General features: G+C 63.4%; 21 protein-coding genes. 8 read left to right on the top strand and 13 right to left on the bottom strand.

The genetic code is table 11. The features are described 5' to 3' along the window. Positions 1 to 19: 19 nt before the first annotated feature. From spoT to DBO85_RS17680, 4 genes are all read right to left on the bottom strand, one after another. Positions 20 to 2,128 carry a bifunctional GTP diphosphokinase/guanosine-3',5'-bis pyrophosphate 3'-pyrophosphohydrolase gene (gene spoT, locus DBO85_RS17695; RefSeq protein ID WP_108108900.1) on the bottom strand — a complete coding sequence of 703 codons (2,109 nt, stop codon included), beginning with the start codon at positions 2,126 to 2,128 and terminating at the stop codon, positions 20 to 22. Positions 2,129 to 2,185: 57 nt separating this feature from the next. Then, a complete protein-coding gene (gene rpoZ / locus DBO85_RS17690) occupies positions 2,186 to 2,449 on the bottom strand; it encodes a DNA-directed RNA polymerase subunit omega (protein WP_108108898.1) in 264 nt (87 codons plus the stop codon). A gap of 126 nt (positions 2,450 to 2,575) precedes the next feature. Beyond that, a complete protein-coding gene (gene gmk, locus DBO85_RS17685) occupies positions 2,576 to 3,190 on the bottom strand; it encodes a guanylate kinase (RefSeq protein ID WP_108108896.1) in 615 nt (204 codons plus the stop codon). Between the two features lie 10 nt (positions 3,191 to 3,200). Then, positions 3,201 to 4,064: a YicC/YloC family endoribonuclease gene (locus DBO85_RS17680; RefSeq protein ID WP_108108894.1), complete on the bottom strand. Its 864-nt coding sequence runs from the start codon at positions 4,062 to 4,064 to the stop codon at positions 3,201 to 3,203. Positions 4,065 to 4,203: 139 nt separating this feature from the next. On the opposite strand from DBO85_RS17680, the gene rph reads away from it, so the two are divergent. Beyond that, on the top strand, positions 4,204 to 4,926 hold the full coding sequence (rph, locus tag DBO85_RS17675) for a ribonuclease PH (protein WP_108108892.1): 723 nt from the start codon (positions 4,204 to 4,206) through the stop codon (positions 4,924 to 4,926). A gap of 17 nt (positions 4,927 to 4,943) precedes the next feature. Further along, the gene (locus DBO85_RS17670; RefSeq protein WP_108108890.1) at positions 4,944 to 5,312 is read left to right on the top strand and encodes a DUF4870 domain-containing protein; all 369 of its coding nucleotides are present in this window, start codon (positions 4,944 to 4,946) and stop codon (positions 5,310 to 5,312) included. 44 nt (positions 5,313 to 5,356) lie between these two features. Here the strand turns inward: DBO85_RS17670 and DBO85_RS17665 are convergent, their stop codons facing one another. Beyond that, a complete protein-coding gene (locus DBO85_RS17665) occupies positions 5,357 to 6,136 on the bottom strand; it encodes an exodeoxyribonuclease III (RefSeq protein WP_108108888.1) in 780 nt (259 codons plus the stop codon). Positions 6,137 to 6,217: 81 nt separating this feature from the next. On the opposite strand from DBO85_RS17665, the gene pyrE reads away from it, so the two are divergent. Beyond that, positions 6,218 to 6,859 (top strand): orotate phosphoribosyltransferase, encoded by a 642-nt coding sequence (pyrE, locus tag DBO85_RS17660; protein ID WP_108108886.1) that lies wholly within the window; start codon positions 6,218 to 6,220, stop codon positions 6,857 to 6,859. A 25-nt stretch (positions 6,860 to 6,884) separates the two neighbouring features. Further along, positions 6,885 to 7,484, top strand: coding sequence for a DUF4124 domain-containing protein (locus DBO85_RS17655; RefSeq protein ID WP_108108884.1), 600 nt, complete (start codon positions 6,885 to 6,887; stop codon positions 7,482 to 7,484). On the opposite strand, the gene DBO85_RS17650 is transcribed toward DBO85_RS17655, so the two are convergent. The 5 genes from DBO85_RS17650 to coaBC all read right to left on the bottom strand — a co-directional run bounded on the left by DBO85_RS17650 (position 7,485) and on the right by coaBC (position 13,138). After that, positions 7,485 to 7,928, bottom strand: a complete 444-nt coding sequence (locus tag DBO85_RS17650) for an acyl-CoA thioesterase (RefSeq protein WP_108108882.1) — start codon at positions 7,926 to 7,928, stop codon at positions 7,485 to 7,487. Beyond that, complete coding sequence (gene argB / locus DBO85_RS17645) at positions 7,925 to 8,833, bottom strand: acetylglutamate kinase (RefSeq protein ID WP_108108880.1); 909 nt, start codon at positions 8,831 to 8,833, stop codon at positions 7,925 to 7,927. The genes DBO85_RS17650 and argB overlap by 4 nt, the downstream gene beginning before the upstream one ends. Positions 8,834 to 8,847: 14 nt before the next feature. Beyond that, positions 8,848 to 10,245, bottom strand: coding sequence for a phosphomannomutase/phosphoglucomutase (gene algC, locus DBO85_RS19350; RefSeq protein WP_199287004.1), 1,398 nt, complete (start codon positions 10,243 to 10,245; stop codon positions 8,848 to 8,850). Between the two features lie 1,224 nt (positions 10,246 to 11,469). Further along, the gene (gene dut, locus DBO85_RS17635; RefSeq protein ID WP_108108878.1) at positions 11,470 to 11,925 is read right to left on the bottom strand and encodes a dUTP diphosphatase; all 456 of its coding nucleotides are present in this window, start codon (positions 11,923 to 11,925) and stop codon (positions 11,470 to 11,472) included. Positions 11,926 to 11,929: 4 nt separating this feature from the next. Continuing rightward, positions 11,930 to 13,138, bottom strand: coding sequence for a bifunctional phosphopantothenoylcysteine decarboxylase/phosphopantothenate--cysteine ligase CoaBC (gene coaBC, locus DBO85_RS17630; RefSeq protein ID WP_108108877.1), 1,209 nt, complete (start codon positions 13,136 to 13,138; stop codon positions 11,930 to 11,932). 133 nt (positions 13,139 to 13,271) lie between these two features. Here coaBC and radC point away from each other — a divergent pair, with 133 nt between their 5' ends. The 3 genes from radC to rpmG all read left to right on the top strand — a co-directional run bounded on the left by radC (position 13,272) and on the right by rpmG (position 14,618). Further along, entirely contained in the window at positions 13,272 to 13,946 is a 675-nt protein-coding gene (gene radC, locus DBO85_RS17625) for a RadC family protein (RefSeq protein ID WP_108108875.1), read from the top strand. A gap of 269 nt (positions 13,947 to 14,215) precedes the next feature. Continuing rightward, positions 14,216 to 14,452: a 50S ribosomal protein L28 gene (gene rpmB, locus DBO85_RS17620; RefSeq protein WP_108108873.1), complete on the top strand. Its 237-nt coding sequence runs from the start codon at positions 14,216 to 14,218 to the stop codon at positions 14,450 to 14,452. 10 nt (positions 14,453 to 14,462) lie between these two features. Beyond that, positions 14,463 to 14,618: a 50S ribosomal protein L33 gene (gene rpmG / locus DBO85_RS17615; protein WP_108108871.1), complete on the top strand. Its 156-nt coding sequence runs from the start codon at positions 14,463 to 14,465 to the stop codon at positions 14,616 to 14,618. A 116-nt stretch (positions 14,619 to 14,734) separates the two neighbouring features. Here the strand turns inward: rpmG and DBO85_RS17610 are convergent, their stop codons facing one another. Further along, positions 14,735 to 15,877 carry a DUF4253 domain-containing protein gene (locus DBO85_RS17610; RefSeq protein WP_108108869.1) on the bottom strand — a complete coding sequence of 381 codons (1,143 nt, stop codon included), beginning with the start codon at positions 15,875 to 15,877 and terminating at the stop codon, positions 14,735 to 14,737. 237 nt (positions 15,878 to 16,114) lie between these two features. Here DBO85_RS17610 and DBO85_RS17605 point away from each other — a divergent pair, with 237 nt between their 5' ends. Next, a complete protein-coding gene (locus DBO85_RS17605; RefSeq protein ID WP_108108867.1) occupies positions 16,115 to 17,608 on the top strand; it encodes an aldehyde dehydrogenase in 1,494 nt (497 codons plus the stop codon). Between the two features lie 75 nt (positions 17,609 to 17,683). On the opposite strand, the gene DBO85_RS17600 is transcribed toward DBO85_RS17605, so the two are convergent. Beyond that, a complete protein-coding gene (locus tag DBO85_RS17600) occupies positions 17,684 to 19,228 on the bottom strand; it encodes a phospholipase D family protein (protein ID WP_108108865.1) in 1,545 nt (514 codons plus the stop codon). A 61-nt stretch (positions 19,229 to 19,289) separates the two neighbouring features. Then, positions 19,290 to 20,600, bottom strand: a complete 1,311-nt coding sequence (locus tag DBO85_RS17595; RefSeq protein ID WP_108108863.1) for an NAD(P)/FAD-dependent oxidoreductase — start codon at positions 20,598 to 20,600, stop codon at positions 19,290 to 19,292. Positions 20,601 to 20,646: the final 46 nt, after the last annotated feature.

Below are 20,646 nucleotides of genomic sequence, written 5' to 3'. Positions count from 1 at the left end.
GCTGAGCGGGTGCCGAGGCTCAGGCACGCACGCGATGAATGTGGATGACACCCGTGAGGGTGCGCAGCTTACGGATGACGCGGGCCAGATGGATGCGATCGTGAACGCTGACTACCAGCTGGACCACGCTGATGCGTCCGTCGCGCTCATCCATGCTGATCTTCTCGATGTTGCCGTCGGCGGCGTTGACGCTGCTGGCGAGCAGCGCGATCAGACCGCGCTGGTGTTCCAGTTCGATGCGCAGTTCGACGTTGAACTCGCCGACCACGTCCTTGGCCCAGGACAGCTGGATGCACTTCTCCGGATTGTTGCGAATCTCGCCGATGTTTCGGCAGCTTTCCAGGTGCACCACCATGCCCTTGCCCGCCGACAGATGGCCGACGATGGGGTCGCCGGGGATCGGCGTGCAGCACTTGGCGTAGCTGAGCACCAGGCCCTCGGTGCCGCGTATCGCCAGTGGTCCCTCGGCGCGTGCCGTCTGCTGGTCTTCGTTGGCGATCAGCCGACGCGCCACCACGTAGGCCATGCGGTTGCCCAGGCCGATGTCCTCGAGCAGGTCTTCCGGTACTTCCAGGTGGTATTCGTTGAGCAGTGCGCCCATACGTTCCTGCGGCAGCTTGTCGAGATGACTGTCGAGGCCGGCAAGGGCCTTGTTCAGCAGGCGCTCGCCGAGGCTGATCGATTCGGAACGGCGCTGCAGCTTGAGCGCGTGGCGGATGTGCGTGCGCGCCTTGCCGGTCACCACGAAATTCAGCCACGCCGGGTTAGGCCGCGCGCCTGGGGCGCTGACGATCTCCACCGTGGCGCCGCTTTGCAGCGGCTCTGACAGCGGTGCCAGGCGCCGGTTGATGCGGCAGGCGATGCAGGTGTTGCCGACGTCGGTGTGCACCGCATAGGCGAAGTCGACCGCCGTGGAGCCCTTGGGCAGCTCCATGATCCGGCCCTTGGGGGTGAAGACATAGACCTCGTCGGGGAACAGGTCGATCTTCACGCTCTCGATGAACTCCAGCGAGTTGCCGGCACGCTGCTGCATCTCCAGCACACCCTTGACCCACTGACGGGCGCGGGCGTGGGTGCCTTTGGGCGACTCTTCCTCGCTGGACTTGTACAGCCAGTGCGCGGCAATGCCGTTGTTGGCCATCTCCTCCATCTCGCGGGTGCGGATCTGGATTTCGATCGGGACGCCGTGCATGCCGAACAGGGTGGTATGCAGCGACTGGTAGCCGTTGGCCTTGGGGATCGCGATGTAGTCCTTGAAGCGGCCCGGCAGCGGCTTGTAGAGATTGTGCACGGCGCCGAGCACGCGGTAGCAGGTGTCGACCTTGTCGACGACGATGCGGAAGGCGTAGACATCCATGATCTCGTTGAACGCCTTGCGCTTGCCGCGCATCTTCTTGTAGATGCTGAAAAGATGCTTCTCGCGGCCGATCACTTCGCCTTCCATGCCTTCGCGCTGCAGGCAGTGAACCAGCGACTCCTCGATCTTGGTGACGATTTCCTTGCGGTTGCCGCGGGCCCGTTTGACCGCGGCGCGGATGCGCTCGGAGCGCATCGGGTGCATTGCCTTGAAGCCGAGATCCTCGAACTCCACGCGCATGCTGTGCATGCCCAGCCGGTTGGCAATCGGGGCGTAGATTTCCAGGGTTTCCTTGGCGATGCGCCGGCGTTTTTCCCCGGCAAGCACCTCCAGGGTGCGCATGTTGTGCAGGCGATCAGCCAGCTTGACCAGGATCACGCGGATGTCCCTGGCCATGGCCATGGCCATCTTCTGGAAGTTCTCCGCCTGGGCTTCGGCCTTGGTTTCGAAATTCATCTGGGTCAGCTTGCTGACCCCATCGACCAGTTCCGCCACCGTCTCACCGAACTGGGCGGTGAGCGCTTCCTTGGCAATGCCGGTGTCCTCGATCACGTCGTGCAGCATGGCGGCCATCAGGCTCTGATGGTCCATGTGCATGTCGGCGAGGATATTGGCTACCGCGAGCGGGTGGGTGACGTAGGCTTCACCGCTGCGCCGGCGTTGGCCGTCGTGCGCCTGCTCCGCATAATAGTAGGCACGGCGGACCAGGTTGACCTGGTCGTCACCGAGGTAATCGGACAGCCGTTGCGCGAGTGTGTCTATGCTCGGCAAGGGGTCACCCCCTGCCGGTCTTCTGCGTGGCGAGTCGCGCGCTTTCGCCCCATCGCCTTACAGAGGCTCGTTGGCCTCGTCCTCGAAGGAAGCGAACAGCGGCTCTTCTTCTACCAGGTCGTCCTGGGCGATGACGTCGTAGTCAACCAGGCCTGCAGCGATTTCACGCAGGGCGACGACGGTCGGCTTGTCGTTCTCCCAGGCTACCTTCGGCTCCTTGCCGCCGGTGGCCAGTTGACGCGAGCGCTTGGTAGCGAGCATGACCAGTTCGAAGCGGTTATCGACGTTATCCAGGCAGTCTTCAACGGTAACGCGAGCCATGATGTTCCTCGTAGATTCTAGAAAGCAGTGCCCTGAGCGGGCGAGCGGACGGAGTAGTCTAAAAAATCACCAGCTAATAGGGAAGCGCGGATTTCGTCCGCAGTGCGAAAGCAGCGTACCCCTGGCTCAGCGCAGGAGCATCTCCAACAGGGATTCGTGCCGGTGTTGCTGCAGCTGCTGGGCCAGCTGGTTCGCCCTGAAGATGGCCTTCAGGTCCTCGAGCGCGGTAGAGAAATCGTCGTTGATGACCAGGTAGTCGTATTCGACGTAGTGGCTCATCTCGCTGACGGCGTCACGCATGCGCCGGTCGATGATCTCGTCGCTGTCCTGGCCGCGGTTGGTCAGACGCTGACGCAGCGCCTGCTGGGTAGGGGGCAGGATGAACACCGAACGTGCGTGCGGCATGAGCCTGCGAACCTGCTGTGCGCCCTGCCAGTCGATCTCGAGAATCAGGTCAAAGCCTTGTGCCAGCGTCTGCTCGACCCAGTGTTGGGAGGTGCCGTAGAGATTGTCGAAGACCTGGGCATGCTCGAGGAAGGCGTTCTGCTCCAGCATTTCGACGAACTGCTCGCGTGCGACGAAGTGATAGTTGACCCCGTCCACCTCGCCTGGACGCATCGCGCGGGTCGTATGCGACACCGATACGCGTACCTGCGGCACCGTATCGATGAGCGCCTTGACCAGGCTGGTCTTGCCGGCCCCCGAGGGTGCCGAAACTATGTAGAGAATGCCCGTGCTCATGCCGCCGTCCTTATTCGATGTTCTGGACCTGTTCGCGCATCTGCTCGATCAGGACCTTGAGGTTGACCGCGGCCTGGGTGCTGCGAGGATCGAAGGCCTTGGAGCCGAGAGTGTTGGCCTCGCGGTTGAGTTCCTGCATCAGGAAGTCCAGGCGTCTGCCGGCGGCGCCGCCACTCTTCAGTACCCGGCGCACTTCGCTGACATGAGTGTTGAGACGATCTAGCTCTTCGGCCACGTCGCTTTTCTGCGCCAGCAGCACCAGCTCCTGCTCCAGGCGCGGGCTGTCGACATCGAGCGCCATCTCCGCACAGCGGTCGATGATCTTCTGCCGTTGCAGCGCCAGCATCTGCGGTACCTGTTCGCGCAGTTGCGCCACTTCTGTCGACATGGCGTCCAGTCGCTCGCCAATCAGACGGGCCAGCTCGGCGCCTTCTCTGCTGCGACCGTTCCTGAGTTGCTCGAGCGCCTCGCCGAAAAGCGTCAGCGCCTGTGCATTGAGGGCCTGCGGATCACTGCTGTCGCCGCCGAGTACACCTGGCCAGGCGAGTACTGCGAAGGGGTCGAGGGGGGCCGGGCTGGCCATCAGCGAGGCCACCTGCTCCGCGGCGGCGATCAGCTGCCGGGCGCGCTCGCCATCCACCTGCAGCGGCTTGGAAGAACCTTCCTCGGTGAAGCGCAGCGTGCATTCCACCTTGCCGCGCGAGAGCCCCTGGCGCAGAGCTTCGCGAACGGCGCCTTCCAGATCGCGGAAATTCTCCGGCAGGCGCAGGTGGGGTTCCAGATAGCGATGATTGACCGAGCGAATCTCCCAGCTCAGGGTGCCCTGGGCCGAGGCGTGCTCGGCGCGGGCGAAGGCTGTCATGCTCTGGATCATGCGAATCCTCTGGATACGGCGCTCGAAAGCGCAGGATTGTAGCGCAGCGCGCCGGACGGACCAATTCGATGTGTCGCCCCCGGCAGGGCGCCCTATAATGCCGGGCAGTTCTTTTCCTCCCTTCCGCAGGTAACCCCAGATGAATCGTCCCAGCGGCCGTGGCAACGACCAGTTGCGCGCCATACGCATCACTCGCAATTTCACCAAGCACGCCGAAGGTTCCGTACTGGTGGAGTTCGGTGACACCCGTGTCATCTGTACCGTCAGCGTCGAGCAGGGTGTGCCGCGGTTTCTCAAGGGGCAGGGCCAGGGCTGGCTGACTGCCGAGTACGGCATGCTGCCGCGCGCCACCGGTGATCGGAACCAGCGCGAAGCCAGTCGTGGCAAGCAGGGTGGGCGTACGCTGGAGATCCAGCGGTTGATCGGGCGCTCGCTGCGTGCGGCGCTGGATATGAGCAAACTGGGTGAGTACACGCTGTACGTCGACTGCGATGTGATTCAGGCTGACGGTGGCACGCGCACAGCATCCATCACAGGGGCCATGGTTGCACTGGTCGACGCGTTGCGCCTGATGAAGAAGCGTGGCGGGCTGAAGGGTGGTGATCCGCTGAAGCAGATGATCGCCGCCGTGTCGGTCGGAATGTATCAGGGCGAGGCGGTGCTGGATCTGGACTATCCTGAGGACTCTGCGGCCGAGACCGACCTGAATGTGGTGATGACCAGCAACGGTGGTTTCATCGAGGTTCAGGGCACGGCAGAGGGCGAGCCGTTCCAGCCGGAGCAACTGAATGCGATGCTGGCGCTGGCTCACAAGGGCATGCAGGAGCTTTTCGAGGCCCAGCGCCTGGCGCTGGCTGATTGATAGTGGAGACGCACTGAATGGAAGAGAGTTATCAACCCGTCCCGACGCCGGGCCCGGAAGCTCGTCAGATGGCCATGCTCTGTCACCTCGCGGCGCTTGCCGGGTTTGTGATTCCGTTTGGCAACGTGGTGGGCCCGCTGGTGCTCTGGCTGGTGAAGAAGGACGCTGATCCGTTCATCGATGATCAGGGCAAGGAGGCGGTCAACTTCCAGATCACCATCACCCTTGCTTCGATTGTCTGCATGATGCTGATGCTGGTGGTGATCGGTTTTCTGCTGATCATCGCGCTGGCGGTGGTCTGGCTGGTCTTTACCGTGATCGCTGCCAACCAGGCTAACCAGGGTCAGGCCTATCGATACCCCTACATACTGCGTCTGGTGAAGTAGACGCAATGAAAACAAGAAAGCCGGCGCAAACCGGCTTTCTTGTGTCAGACGCTCAGGATCCAGTCGTAGTCGACTATCAGGGGTGCGTGCTGGGAAAAGCGTGGCTGACGCGGCATGCGCGCGGTGCGGACGCAGCGTCGCAGACCGGGTGTCAGCAGGTGGTAGTCGAAGCGCCAGCCGAGATTGAGCAGCTCTGCCTGCTCGCTATCGGGCCACCAGCTGAACTGATCGCCTTCACGGCTGACTTCGCGCAGGGCATCGACATAGCCCATGTTGCCGATGACTTCGTCCATCCAGGCCCGCTCGGCGGGAAGAAAGCCCGGTGACTGCTGACAGTCTCTCCAGTTCTTCACGTCCATCTTCTGATGCGCAACGTAAAACGAGCTGCAGTAGATGTAATCGCGACGCTTGCGGCGCTGTTTGTCCAGATAGCGGGTGAAGTCATCCATGAATTTAAACTTCTGATTCAGGCCTTCATCACCATCCTGGCCCGACGGAAGTAGCAGGGTGGCGATGCTGACCTTGTCGAAGTCGGCCTGCAGATAGCGGCCGTAGCGATCGGCCATCTCGAAACCCAGTCCGCTGATCACCGCTTTTGGCTGCAGCCGCGAATACAGTGCGACGCCACCCTGCTGTGGCAGCTCGCCTTCACACGCATAGAGGAAGTAGCCATCCAGCTGAAGGGAGGGATCTTCCATCTCGAAAACGGAGGCGCGAGTGTCCTGCAGGCAGATCACGTCGGCATTCTGAGCCTGTAGCCAGCTGAGCAGTCCACGCTCCACTGCGGCCTGAATACCATTCACGTTCACGCTGATGATCCGCATAAATGGCCCCCAAAAACACCAGCGTGTATGATACCCGAGCTCTCCTCATTAAGCTAAATCCGTGGCTTTCGGGACTTTTTCATGCAGCAGTATCAACGCGATTTCATCCGTTTTGCCATCGATCGCGGCGTGCTCCGTTTTGGCAGTTTCACGCTAAAGTCCGGCCGTACCAGCCCCTACTTTTTCAACGCGGGATTGTTCGACAGCGGTCGTGCGCTGGCGCAGCTGGGGCGCTTCTATGCGGCCGCAGTTGTCGAAAGTGGGCTGGATGTCGATGTGATATTCGGGCCGGCCTACAAGGGCATTCCGCTGGCCGCCGCCACGGCTATCGCGTTGGCCGAGCAACATGATCGCGATCTTCCCTGGTGCTTCAATCGCAAGGAAGCCAAGGATCATGGTGAGGGCGGCACGCTGGTGGGTGCGCCTTTGCAGGGGCGGGTGCTGATTGTCGATGACGTAATTACCGCCGGTACGGCCATTCGCGAGGTTATGCAGATCATCAGTGCTCAGCAGGCGCAGGCGGCAGGCGTGCTGATCGCACTGAATCGGCAGGAACGTGGCAGGGGAGAGTTGTCTGCCATCCAGGAAGTCGAACGGGATTTCGCTATCCCGGTGGTGAGCATAGTGGCGCTTGACCAGGTGCTTGAGTACCTGGCGCAGGATGCGCAACTCAAGCAGTATCTTCCGGCAGTGGAAGCCTATCGCGCCGAGTATGGAATTTGATCGCAAGGATTGAGGGAATCTCCAGATGTTGAAGTCGGTCGCTGGTACGTTGTTGATGTCGCTGGTTGCTCTCGCTCCGGCCAGTGCCGTGGCGGACAAGCTCTATCGCTACGTGAACGACGAGGGAGTGGTGGTGCTTGATCGTCTTGGAGTGCCCCCGGAATTTGTCGCCAACGGCTACGAGGTGCTCAACGAGCAAGGGCGAGTGATCGATGTGATCCCGCCGGCGCCCAGCGAGGAAGAGATGAAGATCATCCTGCAGGAGCGTGCGCGGGCCCAGTCGGATATTCAGCTGCGCCGTCTGTACAGCACGCCTGCGGATGTTGAGCGCGCCAAACTGCGCAAGCTGAAGGAGCTCGACGGGATGATCGGCATTGCCCAGGGCAACCTTGAGTCGCTGTACGCTCAGCAGGCGAATTTGCAAAGCCAGGCGGCGGCTCACGAAAGAGCCGGGCGGCAGGCGCCGGCTCATCTGGTCGGGCAGATCGAGAATCTCAAGAGCGAGCAGGAGAACCTGCGGCGGCGGATCGAGCGTTATCACGAAAGCCGCGAGCAGATCACCCTTACCTTTGATTCGGACCGTGACCGGCTCAAAGAGCTGATCGATCGCGATCGCCGGCGCTGATCACTCCTGCGGTGCACTGATCTCGAATTCGCGAATTCTTTCGCGCAGCCAGTCCGGCAGTGGGGCGCTGGAGCGTGGTTCGCTACGAGCATGGACGTAAACGATTTCACCAATCGTCAGCAGTGTCTCGCCATCCCAGATCGTCATCTCGAAGGTCAGACTCGATCGGCCCAGTCGCGCGACGCGGATGGCGACGTCGAGCAGTCGGTCGAAATGTGCCGGGGCCTTGTATTCCAGTGTCGTCTTGATCGCGTAGAAGTCGCAGCCGCCCTCGGTGAGTGCTTCGGGGTAGGCGACGCGCAGTGCGCGGAAATACTCGGTGATGCCGACGTCGGCGTAGGTCAGATAGTTGCCGTTGAACACGATGCCCTGGGGGTCGACTTCCGCCCAGCGCACCCGGAGACTGTGGCTGAAACGGAAATCGGCCTTGCGCGGCAGGCTCATGCGCGAGGTTTTCGGTTGCTGATCAGGGTGCCCACGCCGTGGTCGGTGAAGATCTCCAGCAGCACCGCGTTGGGGACTCTGCCATCGATGATATGGGCGCTGGTAACGCCACCCTGCACCGCTTCCAGTGCGCAGCGGATCTTCGGCAGCATGCCGCCATAGATGGTGCCGTCGGCGATCAGCGCGTCGACCTGCTCGGTGCTGAGACCGGTGAGAACCTCACCCTGTTTGTCCATCAGGCCGGCGATGTTGGTCAGCAGCATCAGCTTTTCGGCGCGCAGCGCCTCGGCGACCTTGCCGGCTACCAGATCGGCGTTGATGTTGTAGGACTCGCCGTCCTCGCCGACGCCGATGGGCGCAATCACCGGGATGAAGTTGCCCTTGACCAGCATGTCGAGCAGCTCGGTGTTCACGCCGGTCACCTCGCCGACGTGACCTATGTCGATGATCTCCGGCGCAGACATCTCGGGCGTCTGGCGACTGATCTTGAGCTGGCGCGCGCGGATCAGGCGCGCGTCCTTGCCGGTGAGGCCGATGGCGTTGCCGCCGTGCTGGTTGATCAGGTTGACGATGCTCTTGTTGACCTGCCCGCCGAGAACCATCTCCACGACATCCATGGTCGCGGTATCGGTCACGCGCATGCCATCGATGAAGTGGCTTTCGATGTTCAGGCGCTTGAGCAGGTCGCCAATCTGCGGCCCGCCACCGTGCACAACCACCGGATTGATGCCGACTGCCTTCATCAGCACTATGTCGCGCGCGAAGCCGGTCTTCAGCTCCTCGCTCTCCATGGCGTTACCGCCGTACTTGATGACCAGGGTCTTGCCCACGAAGCGCCGGATATAGGGCAGCGCTTCGGAGAGGATCTTGGCAACTTGAGTGGCGGCGTCACGGTCCGGGGTCATGCAAGGCTCCGCAATCAGAACGGCAGGTTAAGGTCGGGGGCGACAGTATAAAGCTGGGCGCGGAAGACGTCCTGGATGCGTGCAAGCTCTTCCTGGGTTTCTGCCTCGAAACGCAGCACCAGCACCGGCGTTGTGTTGGAGGCGCGAACTAGACCCCAGCCCTTCGGGTAGTCGACACGCACGCCGTCCAGCGTGGTGAGGTTGGCTTCACCCCAGTGGCCATCGCGCTGCAACGCGTTGATGATCGAGAACTTGCTTTCCTCGGTCACGGTGATGTTGATTTCCGGGGTGCAGATGTCATTCGGGAAGGAGGCAAAGACCTGCTCGGCGTCGCGACGATCCTGGCTCAGCACCTCCAGCAGGCGTGCTGCGCTGTAGATGCCGTCGTCGAAGCCGAACCAGCGCTCCTTGAAGAAGATGTGGCCGCTCATCTCGCCGGCCAGCAGTGCACCGGTTTCCTTCATCTTCTTCTTGATCAGCGAATGGCCGGTCTTCCACATCACCGGGCGACCGCCGTAGCCACTGATGAGAGGCGTCAGGCGACGGGTGCATTTGACGTCGAAGATGATGTCGGCACCGGGGTTGCGCGACACCACGTCCTTGGCGAACAGCATCAGCAGGCGGTCAGGGAAGACGATGGTGCCGGTGTTGGTCACCACGCCGACGCGGTCGCCATCGCCGTCGAAGGCCAGGCCCAGGTCCGCATTCTCTTCCTTCACCTTGGCGATCAGGTCGACAAGGTTCTCAGGTTTGCCTGGGTCCGGATGGTGGTTGGGGAAGTTGCCGTCCACGTCGCAGTAAAGCGGGATGACGGTGCAGCCCAGCGCTTCGATCAGTTGTGGCGCGATCACCCCGGCAACGCCGTTGCCGCAATCCACGACGATCTTCATCGGCTTGGCCATGGCGATGTCGTCGCGGATCTGTTTGAAGTAGCGCTGTAATACGTCGACCTGTTCGACGCTGCCGACGCCGCTTTCCAGATTGTTGCTTTCGATGCGCTCACGCAGCACCTGGATCTGCTCATTGGCCAGGGTGTCGCCGGCGATGACGATCTTGAAGCCGTTGTAGTCCGGTGGATTGTGGCTTCCGGTGAGCATGACACCGGAGGTGCACTCCAGCACATTGGTAGCGAAATACAGTACTGGCGTCGGTACCATGCCGATGTCGCTGACCTGGCAGCCGCAGTCGAGGATGCCCTGGATCAGCTGCTCGGCCAATTGCGGGCCGGAGAGGCGGCCGTCGCGGCCGACCGCGACCCTGGGCTCGCCCTTGGCGATGCTTTCCGAGCCGATCGCGCGGCCGATCCAGTAGGCCGTTTCCGGGGTAAGGCTGCTGCCGACCACGCCGCGGATGTCATAGGCGCGGAAGATGCTCGCAGGCATTTTTGGCGGTGCTTGCACGAGGCTGTTCATGGCTGAGTTCTGCTCCAGACCGAGGAGATCCTGGTCGTCGTCGAGGATATCGATATCGAGGATATCGGTGTCCTGAAAGAGTGGGTTGACCAGGTCGGTAGGATTGATCTGCGCCGGCTTCGCCGGTTGAGCTGCGGATCCATTCCGGGTGCCCGTTTCCTTGGCCGTTGCGGGTTCGCTCTTGCGTGCCGGCAGGCGGGCCAGGTTCCTTGCCAGAAGGTCCAGTGCCGGGAGGCTCAAGCTGGAGGCTTTGACGGCTTTTCCGGCGGAGAGTTCTTGAATCATTTGTGCCAATTGCAGGACATCTGCGCGAAGGCGTCGGTAGAGGCTGCCCTGCAGCACGTTGAGCGCGAAAACCAGGCCGCCAAGGGCCAGCAGCAGTGCCAGTATGAGGAATAGCGGGGAGACGATGGTCTGGCGCAGTTGCGGTCCTGGAGTGAATGTCAGCTTCCAGTTGCTGTTGCCGCTATCCAGAGCAATCGGGGTGCCGCCAGTTTCCTGGCCGAGGCTGGCCAGCACCTGCTCGGGGGCGTTGGCGAACTGCTGGGTCAGGCGCAGCTCGCCGACCTCGGCCGGTATCGGCAGCAGCGCTCCCATCACGCGTTGCATGTCGGAGGCGATCAGCAGGGTTCCGGCGATCGGCGACTTGGCGTCTGCCCGCACTGCCACGGCGTAGTAGACCACCCAGCGCTGGCCGATCCGATAGGCTTCCGGAGGCGCGTCCTGATTGAATTCGACCCGGCGCAGCATGTCCAGCGCGGCAAAGTTGATCGGCGCCTCGCGACTGCTGTTCTGAACGGCCTTGTTGCGCAGGTTCAGATGCACGTCGACGGTCGCATGCCGATAGCTCAGCCGCCGTTCCAGCTCGCGCAGGGCCAGCGGGTCCTCGCTGCGCAGTGCCTCGATCACCGCCGGGTCGCGTGCCGCGGCGAGGGTGTCGGCCTTGAGCTGCTCGAGTGCCTGTTTAAGTGCCGATGCCTGGGTCGTGCCCCAGGTGTCGATCAGTTGAGTCTGCAGGCGCTGATTGCCCTGCTGCATCAGGAACCACATCAGTCCCGCTGCCAGCAGCAGCCCGGCCAGGCCGGGCAGCAGGCCCGGTGCCAGAGACAGGAAGCCGGCCCCCCCGGATTCCTGAGTGCTCGTGTCCGGCTTGGCTTCCTTGGCACTGCGCTTGATCAGTTTCACGCGGGGAACTCCTGTTTATTCGTCCTGAAGGGCCGGCGCTCAGTGGCTGCCTGAGTGACCGAAACCACCGCTGCCGCGCTGGCTGTCGTCGAAACTTTCTACAAGCTCGAAATGTGCCTGGACCACCGGCACCAGAACCAGTTGCGCGATCCGCTCGCCAACGGCGATCTCGAAGCTGCTCTGGCCGCGGTTCCAGCACGACACCATCAGTTCACCCTGGTAGTCGGAGTCGATCAGTCCGACCAGGTTGCCAAGGACGATGCCGTGTTTGTGGCCGAGTCCGGAGCGCGGCAGGATCATTGCGGCCAGTCCGGGGTCGGCGATATGAATCGATAGGCCGGTCGGGATCAGCAGGGTCTGGCCCGGCTCGAGCATGGTTGGGCCCTGGAGCATCGCGCGCAGGTCGAGCCCGGCGGAGCCGGGCGTTGCATAGGTAGGCAGTGGAAAATCGCGGCCCAGACGAGGGTCGAGGATCCTGGCTTGCAACGCATGCATGGGTTCAGCTCCGGGTAAGTCGGGCGGCGATGAAGTCGATCAGCTGGCGAGCGATCTTGCTCTTGCTGGTCTGGGCGAAGCGCGTTTCCTGCTGCTCGCGGTCGATCACGCTGCAGGCGTTCTCTTCGCTGTTGAAGCCGATGCTCGGGTTGGCGACGTCGTTGGCCACGATCAGGTCGAGATTCTTGTCGCGCAGCTTACGCGTGGCATAGTCCAGAAGGTTCTGTGTCTCGGCGGCGAAGCCGACGCTGAAGGGGCGATCGTTGCGCCCGGCCAGCGTCGCGAGTATGTCCGGGTTGCGCACCAGCTTCAGCAGCAGACCATCACCGCTGGTGGGGTCCTTCTTCATTTTCTGCTCTGCCACCACTTCGGGGCGGTAATCGGCCACGGCAGCCGCGGCAATCAGCAGGTCGCAAGGCATGGCGGCCTCGCAGGCGGCGAGCATGTCACGTGCACTGACCACGTTGACGCGCTGGACGCGATCGGGCGTGGGCAGGTGAACCGGGCCGGTGACCAGTACCACCTCGGCGCCGGCTTCGGCAGCCGCTTCGGCGAGGGCGAAGCCCATCTTGCCGGAGCTGTGGTTGGTGATGTAGCGCACGGGGTCGATGTTTTCCTGGGTCGGGCCTGCGGTGATCAGCACCTTGCGTCCGCTCAGCGCGCGCCACTGGAAGCAGTCGGCGGCGAGTTGAGCGAGCGTATCGGCCTCGAGCATGCGTCCCGGGCCTACGTCGCCGCAGGCCTGGCTGCCGGCAGCCGGACCGAACAGACGAAACCCGCGTTCGCCGAGCAGGCGGGTGTTGCTCTGGGTGGCGGGGTCGCGCCACATGGCCTGATTCATTGCCGGTGCCAGGGCGACGGGCGCGTCGGTGGCGAGTACCACCGTGGTCAGCAGATCATCGGCGACACCTTGCGCCAGGCGCGCCAGGAGGTCGGCAGTGGCCGGCGCGATCAGCACCAGGTCCGCCCAGCGTGCCAGTTCGATGTGGCCCATCGCCGCTTCGGCAGCGGGGTCGAGCAGGTCGAGATGCACGGGGTTGCCGGACAGTGCCTGCAGGGTCATGGGAGTGATGAACTCTCGCCCGCCGCGGGTCATGACCACGCGGACTTCGGCGCCCTGATCGCGAAGGCGGCGTACCAGCTCCGCACTCTTGTATGCGGCAATGCCGCCGCCCACGCCGACAAGGATGCGTTTTCGCTGAAGCCGCTGCATGGAGACTGCCCTGATCAAGAAGAGGCGCGTCGGCGATGCCGCCTCCCCAGGCCAAATCGCCGCGCAAAAAAGTTGGGCTAAGATAGCACAGCGCCTTCATCAGGACAGAGGCGTCAGCGCACACGGAGGTGGCATGAGCATTCGCGATTGGCCAGCGGCGGAACGGCCGCGGGAGAAACTTCTGGAAATGGGGCCGGGCTCGCTCAGTGATGCCGAGTTGCTGGCCATTTTCCTGCGAACAGGTGTTGCGGGGCAGAGTGCGGTAGACCTCGCGCGGACCCTGCTAAGTGATTTTGGTAGTCTTCGTGCGCTGCTCGAAGCGGACCTCGGCACCTTCTCCGAACGCTTCGGCCTCGGTCCGGCTAAGTTCGCTCAACTGCAGGCGGTGCTCGAGATGGGCCGTCGCCATCTGGCCGAACGGTTGCATCGAGACTCGGCGCTGGAAAGCCCTCAGGCGGTACGCGATTACCTCAAGGCGCGTTTGCGGCATGAGCCGCATGAGGTGTTTGCCTGTCTGTTTCTGGATGCGCGCCACCGGGTGCTGGCATTCGAGGTGCTTTTCCACGGCTCGATCGACGGAGCCAGTGTCTACCCGCGACAGGTGGTCAAGCGCGCGCTGGCGCACAACGCCGCTGCGCTCATACTCACCCACAACCATCCGTCGGGTGTGGCCGAGCCCAGTCAGGCCGACCGCAGCCTGACCCGGCGGCTGCAGGATGCGCTGGGGCTGATCGATGTGCGGGTGCTCGATCATTTCATCGTGGGGGACGGAGAGCCCCTGTCGATGGTGGAGCACGGCTGGATGTAAGCGCCGGGTCATCGACGCCGCTTCCTTTATATAGGTGGGCGTTGGCGGGCTCGAGGAGGCATGGCCGCTCACTGTAGAGTTGTCGGACTGTTGCCCAGGTGGGGGCGTTCTGGTATAAAGCAGCGCTCTTTTCTAGGGGGCAGGTCTCTCGCTTCGCGGCGCTGGCCGGTCGGACCCTGATGAATCGTGGCGCTGAGCGCCAAAAATGACTTTGAGTTAAAGCAGCCAACCCATGCCGGGTTGGGCATGTGGTTTTAGAGGGCTGAGGTATGTCGAGAGTCTGTCAAGTTACCGGTAAGGGTCCGGCAACTGGGAACAACATTTCCCACGCAAACAACAAAACCCGTCGTCGTTTCCTGCCGAACCTGCAGCATCACCGCTTCTGGGTCGAGTCCGAGAATCGCTTCGTACGTCTGCGCCTGACCGCCAAGGGCATGCGTATCATTGATAAGCGTGGCATCGACGTCGTTCTGGCTGAGCTGCGCGCCCGCGGCGAAAAGGTTTAAGGAGCTAATCATGCGTGAACTGATCCGTTTGGTGTCCAGCGCCGGTACCGGCCACTTCTACACCACCGACAAGAACAAGCGCACCACTCCGGACAAGATCGAGATCAAGAAATTTGATCCGACCATCCGCAAGCACGTGATGTACAAGGAAGCCAAGATCAAGTAATTGATCCTGCTCCCGGAAGACCCGCCTTATGGCGGGTTTTTTTATGGCTGGTGTCGGGTGACCCTAGGTGGAGCTGGCGTTGGCGCCGCTCGAGCGCGCCAACAAATACGCCCCTTTCAGTCCCACCACAGCGCGACGCTGCGGTTCAGTTGCAGACTGCGTTGCAGGGCAAGGATCGGGAAGTCGGGGGTGGCAGGGTCCAGGCCCGCGCAGAGCGCTGCCAGATCGTCTGGAATCGGCTCTGCACGTTCTGCGAAATGCTCAAGGGCTTCGCCCAGGCTGGCGAATCCCTGCTCGAGTACATCGGGGCAGAGCGTGACGATGTCCTTCGCCAGCTTGCGGGTATCTTCAGGCAGCTTCTCGAAGCTCACGTTCAGCCGGTCAACCTGCACATCGAAGACACTGACGCCGTAGGCCTTGTCCCATTTCAGCAACTGCTTGACGATCTGTTCGGTGCTCAACCCGCGTTCCGGTGCGCTGGTGTAGCGCTGATAGAGTTCGATGAACTTGGCCCGCGGGCCGCCAGCGAGCGCCGAGCGCGGGATTGGCGCGCGCTCGGCGCCGGGCTGCAGGCCAGCCAGCCAGTCGGCCAGTTGCTCGTGGCCATTGCTGCGGGCATACCAGGCGGCGGTCATGATGCCCTGTGGGCCATCGACCGCCCGGATCACATCGGCGCCATGGGCCACGAGCAGGCGTGCCATGTCCTCTTGTCCGCCGGCAGCCGCGTGCATCAGCAACGTAAGAGCGTCCTGGGGCCCCTGGCCGTCGACGGCGGCGCCGCGCTGGAGCAGCAGCTCTGCAATGGCCGGGTGACGGCCGAATACCGCCGCCCCTAGAGGGCTGGTAATACGGGTTTGCACTGGAATACCTTCGTCCAGCATACGCTCGACCGTCTGCAGTTCGCCCGCGGCGGCGGCGCGCTGCAACAGCAGGTGCTCTTCGCCGACGCGGCTGGCGCCGTGCTCTTCGAGCAGTTGGCGGATACGCCGCTGCTCGGTCTCGACCACGCGATCATGCTGGCGATCCAGACAGGCCAGCCAGGGCGTGTAGCCGTTGCCGTCCTCGAGGCTGGGGTCCGCGCCCAGCTCCAGCAACAGTTTGACCACCCGCGGATAGCCGGTGCCGCCGAGAATCGCTTCGGTCAGGGGCGTAGAGCCATTCTCGTCAAGGGCGTCCAGGTGCGCGCCGGCGGCGTGACGAGCACGGATGCCGTCCAGATCGTGCCAGTAAAGTCCCTGCAGTAGTGGTTCGTTGGTCATGCTCGGTCTCTTCCGTTGGCGGACGTGGCGTTATGCCATGGCACGAGAGGTGTTTCTCGAACGCTGAGCACATAACGAAACGTGGCCCTGGCGCAGGGTGTTTGAAAAAACAGACAAAACCTCACTCGGGCAGCAGAACTGTTGGAAATATTGAAAAGCCAGCGGCGGCTGTCTACTGTGTCCGCTCAGCCATCGCCGCCCCGGCGGCTCTGCAACGATGCTTTCGAGGATGCCGCAATGACCATCGCGAGTCGCGAGTATTGGCAAGAGCGTGCCCGCACGCTGAAGATCGAGGGACGCGCCTTCATTCATGGAGACTATTGCTCGTCGGTGAGCGCAGAGACCTTCGACTGCGTCAGCCCCATCGATGGCCGAGTCCTGGCGCGCGTCGCGAGTTGCGCGGAAAACGATGCGGAGCGGGCAGTCCGAGATGCGCGTGCAACCTTCGACTCGGGTGCCTGGTCGCGAATGGCGCCGGTGGCGCGCAAGGCGATCCTGCTACGCCTCGCCACCCTGATGGAGGAAAACGCCGAGGAACTGGCGCTGCTCGAGTGTCTGGACATGGGCAAGCCGATCAGTGATGCGCTTGCCGTCGACGTGCCGGCCGCCGTGCGCGCGATCCGCTGGAGCGCCGAGGCGATCGACAAGATCTATGACGAGGTCGCCAGCACGGCGCATGACGAGCTGGGCCTGGTGACCCGCGAGGCGATTGGCGTGGTCGCGGCGATCGTTCCCTGGAACTTCCCGCTGCTGATGGCCTGCTGGAAGCTCGGTCCGGCGCTGGGTAGCGGCAATTCGGTGATTCTCAAACCTTCGGAAAAATCGCCGTTGACGGCGATTCGCCTGGCGCGTCTGGCGGATGAAGCGGGGCTGCCATCAGGCGTGCTCAACGTTTTGCCCGGCTATGGGCATACCGTCGGCAAGGCGCTGGCGTTGCACATGGATGTCGATTGCCTGGTGTTCACCGGCTCGACCCGAGTAGCCAAGCAACTGATGATCCATGCCGGCGAGTCGAACATGAAACGCGTCTGGCTGGAGGCTGGCGGCAAAAGTCCGAACATCGTCTTCGCCGACGCGCCGGACCTTCAGGCGGCCGCCCAGGCCGCAGCGGCGGCGATCGCCTACAACCAGGGCGAGGTCTGTACGGCGGGCTCGCGCCTGCTGGTGGAGCGCTCGATACTCGACAGCTTCGTGCCCATGGTCGTTGAGGCGCTGGCCCAATGGCGCCCCGGTCACCCCCTCGACCCGCAGACCAACGTCGGCGCTATGGTGGATCGCCAGCAACTGGACACGGTGCTTGCCTATATCGAGTCCGGCTGCTCCCAGGGCGCGCGCTTGCGCCTGGGTGGACAGCGGGTGCTGGAAGAAACCGGTGGGCTGTTCATCGAGCCGACGCTGTTCGATCAGGTGGAGAACAGCATGCGCATTGCCCGCGAGGAAATCTTCGGGCCGGTGCTGTCGGTGATCGCCTTCGACGATGCCGAGGAAGCGGTACGGATCGCCAACGACACGCCCTACGGCCTGGCGGCGGCGATCTGGACCAGCAACCTGTCGCGCGCGCATCTGACGGCCAAAGCCCTGCGCGCCGGCAGCGTCTGGATCAACCAGTACGACGGCGGCGACATGACGGCGCCCTTCGGTGGCTTCAAGCAGTCCGGCAACGGCCGCGACAAGTCACTGCATGCCTTCGACAAGTACACCGAGCTGAAGGCGACCTGGATCAAGCTCTGACGTGCACCGGGTGGTGAGCTGCGTAGTGGGTTCGGCGAGTCGAGCGAGGATCCCGCTCGGCGGCTGGGGCGCTGTTCAGAGCATCGTTTCCAGGCCGACCACCCGCGCCAGCCAGGCGTTGAAATGGCGCCAGGCACCGCCGGGTTCCTTTTCCAGCACCAACTCCTGGTCTTCGCTTTCGGCGACCCAGACCATCCGCGTGATGCCCTCCCGCTGCTGCAGGCGAACCTGATAGCTCAACGCGGGGGCCATGCCTTCCAGGGTCAGGCGACGGACCTCGGCGGACAGCTCTTCACTGTCGACCAAGATGCCGACTTCGCTGTTCCATAGCACCGAGCGCGGATCGAGATTGAGCGAGCCGAGAAACACCCGCGTCCCGTCGAACACCACCGCCTTGCTGTGCAGACTCGATTCCGAGTCCCCGCTGTAGCTGTAGGAGGGCTCCTCGTCCGGTTGCCTGCGCAGCTCATAGAGCTTCACTCCATGCTCCAGCAGTGCCCGGCGGTAGGGTGCATAGCCGCCGTGCACGGCCGGTACGTCGGTTGCCTCGAGTGAGTTGGTGAGAATGTGCACGTCGATCTGGCGGTCGGCCAGGCCTGTGAGATAGGTCAGACCATCGTCCGTGGGCACGAAGTAGGCGGAGATCAGCATCAGCTCCCGTTCCACCGCGTCGAGCGCAGGAGCGAGTTGCGTCGTCAGCAGCCATTGCGGATCCGGTTCGCCGTCGGCCAGGAGTTTTGCCGGTGCATCCCAGAGCGCCTGGCCGTGGGCCCAGATCAGCGAGGTCAGCCACTGCTGCAGCTTCGGCTCGCGCTGGAAGCGCGTCAGCCGCAGATGATGTTCGTCCTCGCTGCCGTCCAGTTCGGCCAGTTCCAGGCGCAGGCGCTCGCGGGTTTCTTCCAGGGCCTGGCGGTCCGGGCTGCTGTGGAGGAAATTCTGGATCGGCTTGCTCAGGCTGTGATTCCAGTACTGGTCGAAGCTCTGCGCCAGGTCGGCCGCTACCGGGCCGGCGACAAGCAGATCGATGTCGGTGAAGTTGAGATCGGTACGCGCGTCGAAGTATTCGTCACCCAGGTTGCGCCCGCCGACGATGGCAACGCTGCTGTCGACCAGCCAGAGCTTGTTGTGCATGCGCCGATGCTGACGCGAGAGGTTCAACAGCCGGCCCAGGCCGCGAGTGATGCTGGTGCTGCGACCGGCATGCAGTGGATTGAAGACGCGTATCTCGATGTTGGGATGAGCGGCGATTACCGCGATCTGCTGGTCGCGGCCATCGCTGGTGGTGTCGTCCAGCAATATCCGTACACGCACGCCCCGGTCGGCGGCCTTGAGCAGTTCTTCGGTGAGCAGCCGGGTGCTGAGGCCGTCGTGGACGATGTAGTACTGCAGATCGACGCTGCTCTGCGCGGCGCGGATCGATTCGGCACGTGCCAGAAAGGCCTCGGTGCTGGAGGCGAGCAGACGATAGCCGGAGGTGCCCTGCGGCTGGCTGCTGGCCAGCTCCGCAAGCTGGAGGCCCAGGCGCGTCGAGGCAGGATCAATCGCCTGACTGGGCTCGGGGATGATCGTCTGGGTGCAGCCGGCAAGCAGCAGCAGGGCAAGAAACAGGCTGGGGCGCACGATGTCTCCTGGCGGGTCGTCCTAAAGCTCAGAGGCCGCGCCGCCGAGAAAATTCAGCGGCTCAAGCGAGGCGGTCGCGGCCGAGCCTTTCCTTCAGTCGGTACCAGAGCATGCCCAGCGCCAACAAGGGTGAGCGCAGCGCTGTGCCGCCGGGAAAACGCCGATGCGCGACACGGGCGAACAGGTCGAAGCCGCTGCTCTGTTCACCACAGATGGCCTCCGCCAGCAGTCGTCCGGCCAGGTGGGTGACATTGATGCCATGACCGGCATAGCCCTGGGCGTAGTAGATGTTCGGCTGCTCTGGGAGGCGGCCGATCTGCGGCAGACGGTTGGCGCCTATGCCGATCATCCCGCCCCACTGGTAGTCGATGCGCACGTCGGCCAGCTGGGGAAACACCCGCAGCATCTTCGGCCGCATGTAGCCGGCGATATCGGCAGGGTCGCGCCCCGAGTAGTGACAGGCGCCGCCGAACAGCAGGCGGCCATCGGCGCTCAGGCGGAAGTAGTCCAGGGCGACACGCTGATCGCAGAGCGCCAGGTTCTGTGGAATCAGTGTCAGGGCGCGTTCGCCGAGTGGTTCGCTGGCGATCACATAGCTGCCGGCGGGCAGCACGCGGCCGGCGAGCTCCGGCACCAGGTCGCCGAGATGGGCGTTGCAGGCAATGATCAGTTGATCGGCCTCGACGCAGCCGCGAGGAGTGCGCACCTGTAGCCTGGGTCCGCGACCGATCGCCTGTACCGGCGACTGCTCGCAGATCGTCACCCCCAGCTCGTCGGCGGCCTGAGCCTCGCCGAGCAGCAGGTTCAGCGGGTGTAGGTGGCCAGAGCCCATATCCACCAGAGCGCCGTGATAGTTGTCCGAGGCGACCACCTCGCGCATTCGATTGGCCGCGACCAGCGCCAGCGGATGCGGGTAGCCGCGCTCCTGCAGTTCTGCGGCCTGACGCTGCAGAGCGGTGAAGCCGGCGCGGCTGTTGGCCAGTTCGCAGAAGCCCCAGCGCAGATCGCAATCGATCCGGTGGCGCTCGATGCGCTGGCGAACCAGCGTCACTGCCTCCTCGCCCATGCGTTCCAGCTCCGCCACGCCATCGATCCCAAAGCTTGACGTAAAGCGTTGCAGATCATGGCCAAGGCCGCGGATCAGCTGGCCGCCATTGCGTCCGCTGGCACCCCAGCCGATCTGCCGGGCTTCCAGCAGAACCACCCGGCGCCCGCGTTCGGCGAGCTCCAGTGCGCTGGCGATCCCGCTGAAACCACCGCCGATGATGCAGACATCTGCGCGCACCTCGCCCTCAAGCGCAGGCCAGTGCCGCGTCTGATTGCGCGTCGCGGCGTAGTAGGTGTCTGCCGGCTGCGCCTTGGTCGTGGTCATCGCTTGCCTCCCGGTCCTTTTGTCGCATTCCGTCGGACCCGTGGCG

The organism is Pseudomonas mangrovi, from assembly GCF_003052585.1.
Taxonomy (GTDB): Bacteria; Pseudomonadota; Gammaproteobacteria; order Pseudomonadales; family Pseudomonadaceae; genus Aquipseudomonas; species Aquipseudomonas mangrovi.
Note: the sequence above shows the minus strand (reverse complement) of the source record. Positions and strands in the feature narration are given on the sequence as shown.

What these genes read in the sequence shown, in the direction of transcription:
- rph (WP_108108892.1), top strand. Translation starts at nt 4,204, where the DNA reads ATGAATCGTCCCAGCGGCCGTGGCAACGACCAGTTGCGCGCCATACGC.
- rpoZ (WP_108108898.1), bottom strand. Translation starts at nt 2,449, where the DNA reads ATGGCTCGCGTTACCGTTGAAGACTGCCTGGATAACGTCGATAACCGC.
- dut (WP_108108878.1), bottom strand. Translation starts at nt 11,925, where the DNA reads ATGCATGCGTTGCAAGCCAGGATCCTCGACCCTCGTCTGGGCCGCGAT.
- DBO85_RS17670 (WP_108108890.1), top strand. Translation starts at nt 4,944, where the DNA reads ATGGAAGAGAGTTATCAACCCGTCCCGACGCCGGGCCCGGAAGCTCGT.
- DBO85_RS17605 (WP_108108867.1), top strand. Translation starts at nt 16,115, where the DNA reads ATGACCATCGCGAGTCGCGAGTATTGGCAAGAGCGTGCCCGCACGCTG.
- argB (WP_108108880.1), bottom strand. Translation starts at nt 8,833, where the DNA reads ATGACCCCGGACCGTGACGCCGCCACTCAAGTTGCCAAGATCCTCTCC.
- radC (WP_108108875.1), top strand. Translation starts at nt 13,272, where the DNA reads ATGAGCATTCGCGATTGGCCAGCGGCGGAACGGCCGCGGGAGAAACTT.
- rpmB (WP_108108873.1), top strand. Translation starts at nt 14,216, where the DNA reads ATGTCGAGAGTCTGTCAAGTTACCGGTAAGGGTCCGGCAACTGGGAAC.
- DBO85_RS17680 (WP_108108894.1), bottom strand. Translation starts at nt 4,064, where the DNA reads ATGATCCAGAGCATGACAGCCTTCGCCCGCGCCGAGCACGCCTCGGCC.
- DBO85_RS17610 (WP_108108869.1), bottom strand. Translation starts at nt 15,877, where the DNA reads ATGACCAACGAACCACTACTGCAGGGACTTTACTGGCACGATCTGGAC.
- rpmG (WP_108108871.1), top strand. Translation starts at nt 14,463, where the DNA reads ATGCGTGAACTGATCCGTTTGGTGTCCAGCGCCGGTACCGGCCACTTC.
- DBO85_RS17650 (WP_108108882.1), bottom strand. Translation starts at nt 7,928, where the DNA reads ATGAGCCTGCCGCGCAAGGCCGATTTCCGTTTCAGCCACAGTCTCCGG.
- gmk (WP_108108896.1), bottom strand. Translation starts at nt 3,190, where the DNA reads ATGAGCACGGGCATTCTCTACATAGTTTCGGCACCCTCGGGGGCCGGC.
- DBO85_RS17655 (WP_108108884.1), top strand. Translation starts at nt 6,885, where the DNA reads ATGTTGAAGTCGGTCGCTGGTACGTTGTTGATGTCGCTGGTTGCTCTC.
- pyrE (WP_108108886.1), top strand. Translation starts at nt 6,218, where the DNA reads ATGCAGCAGTATCAACGCGATTTCATCCGTTTTGCCATCGATCGCGGC.
- DBO85_RS17595 (WP_108108863.1), bottom strand. Translation starts at nt 20,600, where the DNA reads ATGACCACGACCAAGGCGCAGCCGGCAGACACCTACTACGCCGCGACG.
- coaBC (WP_108108877.1), bottom strand. Translation starts at nt 13,138, where the DNA reads ATGCAGCGGCTTCAGCGAAAACGCATCCTTGTCGGCGTGGGCGGCGGC.
- DBO85_RS17665 (WP_108108888.1), bottom strand. Translation starts at nt 6,136, where the DNA reads ATGCGGATCATCAGCGTGAACGTGAATGGTATTCAGGCCGCAGTGGAG.
- algC (WP_199287004.1), bottom strand. Translation starts at nt 10,245, where the DNA reads ATGAACAGCCTCGTGCAAGCACCGCCAAAAATGCCTGCGAGCATCTTC.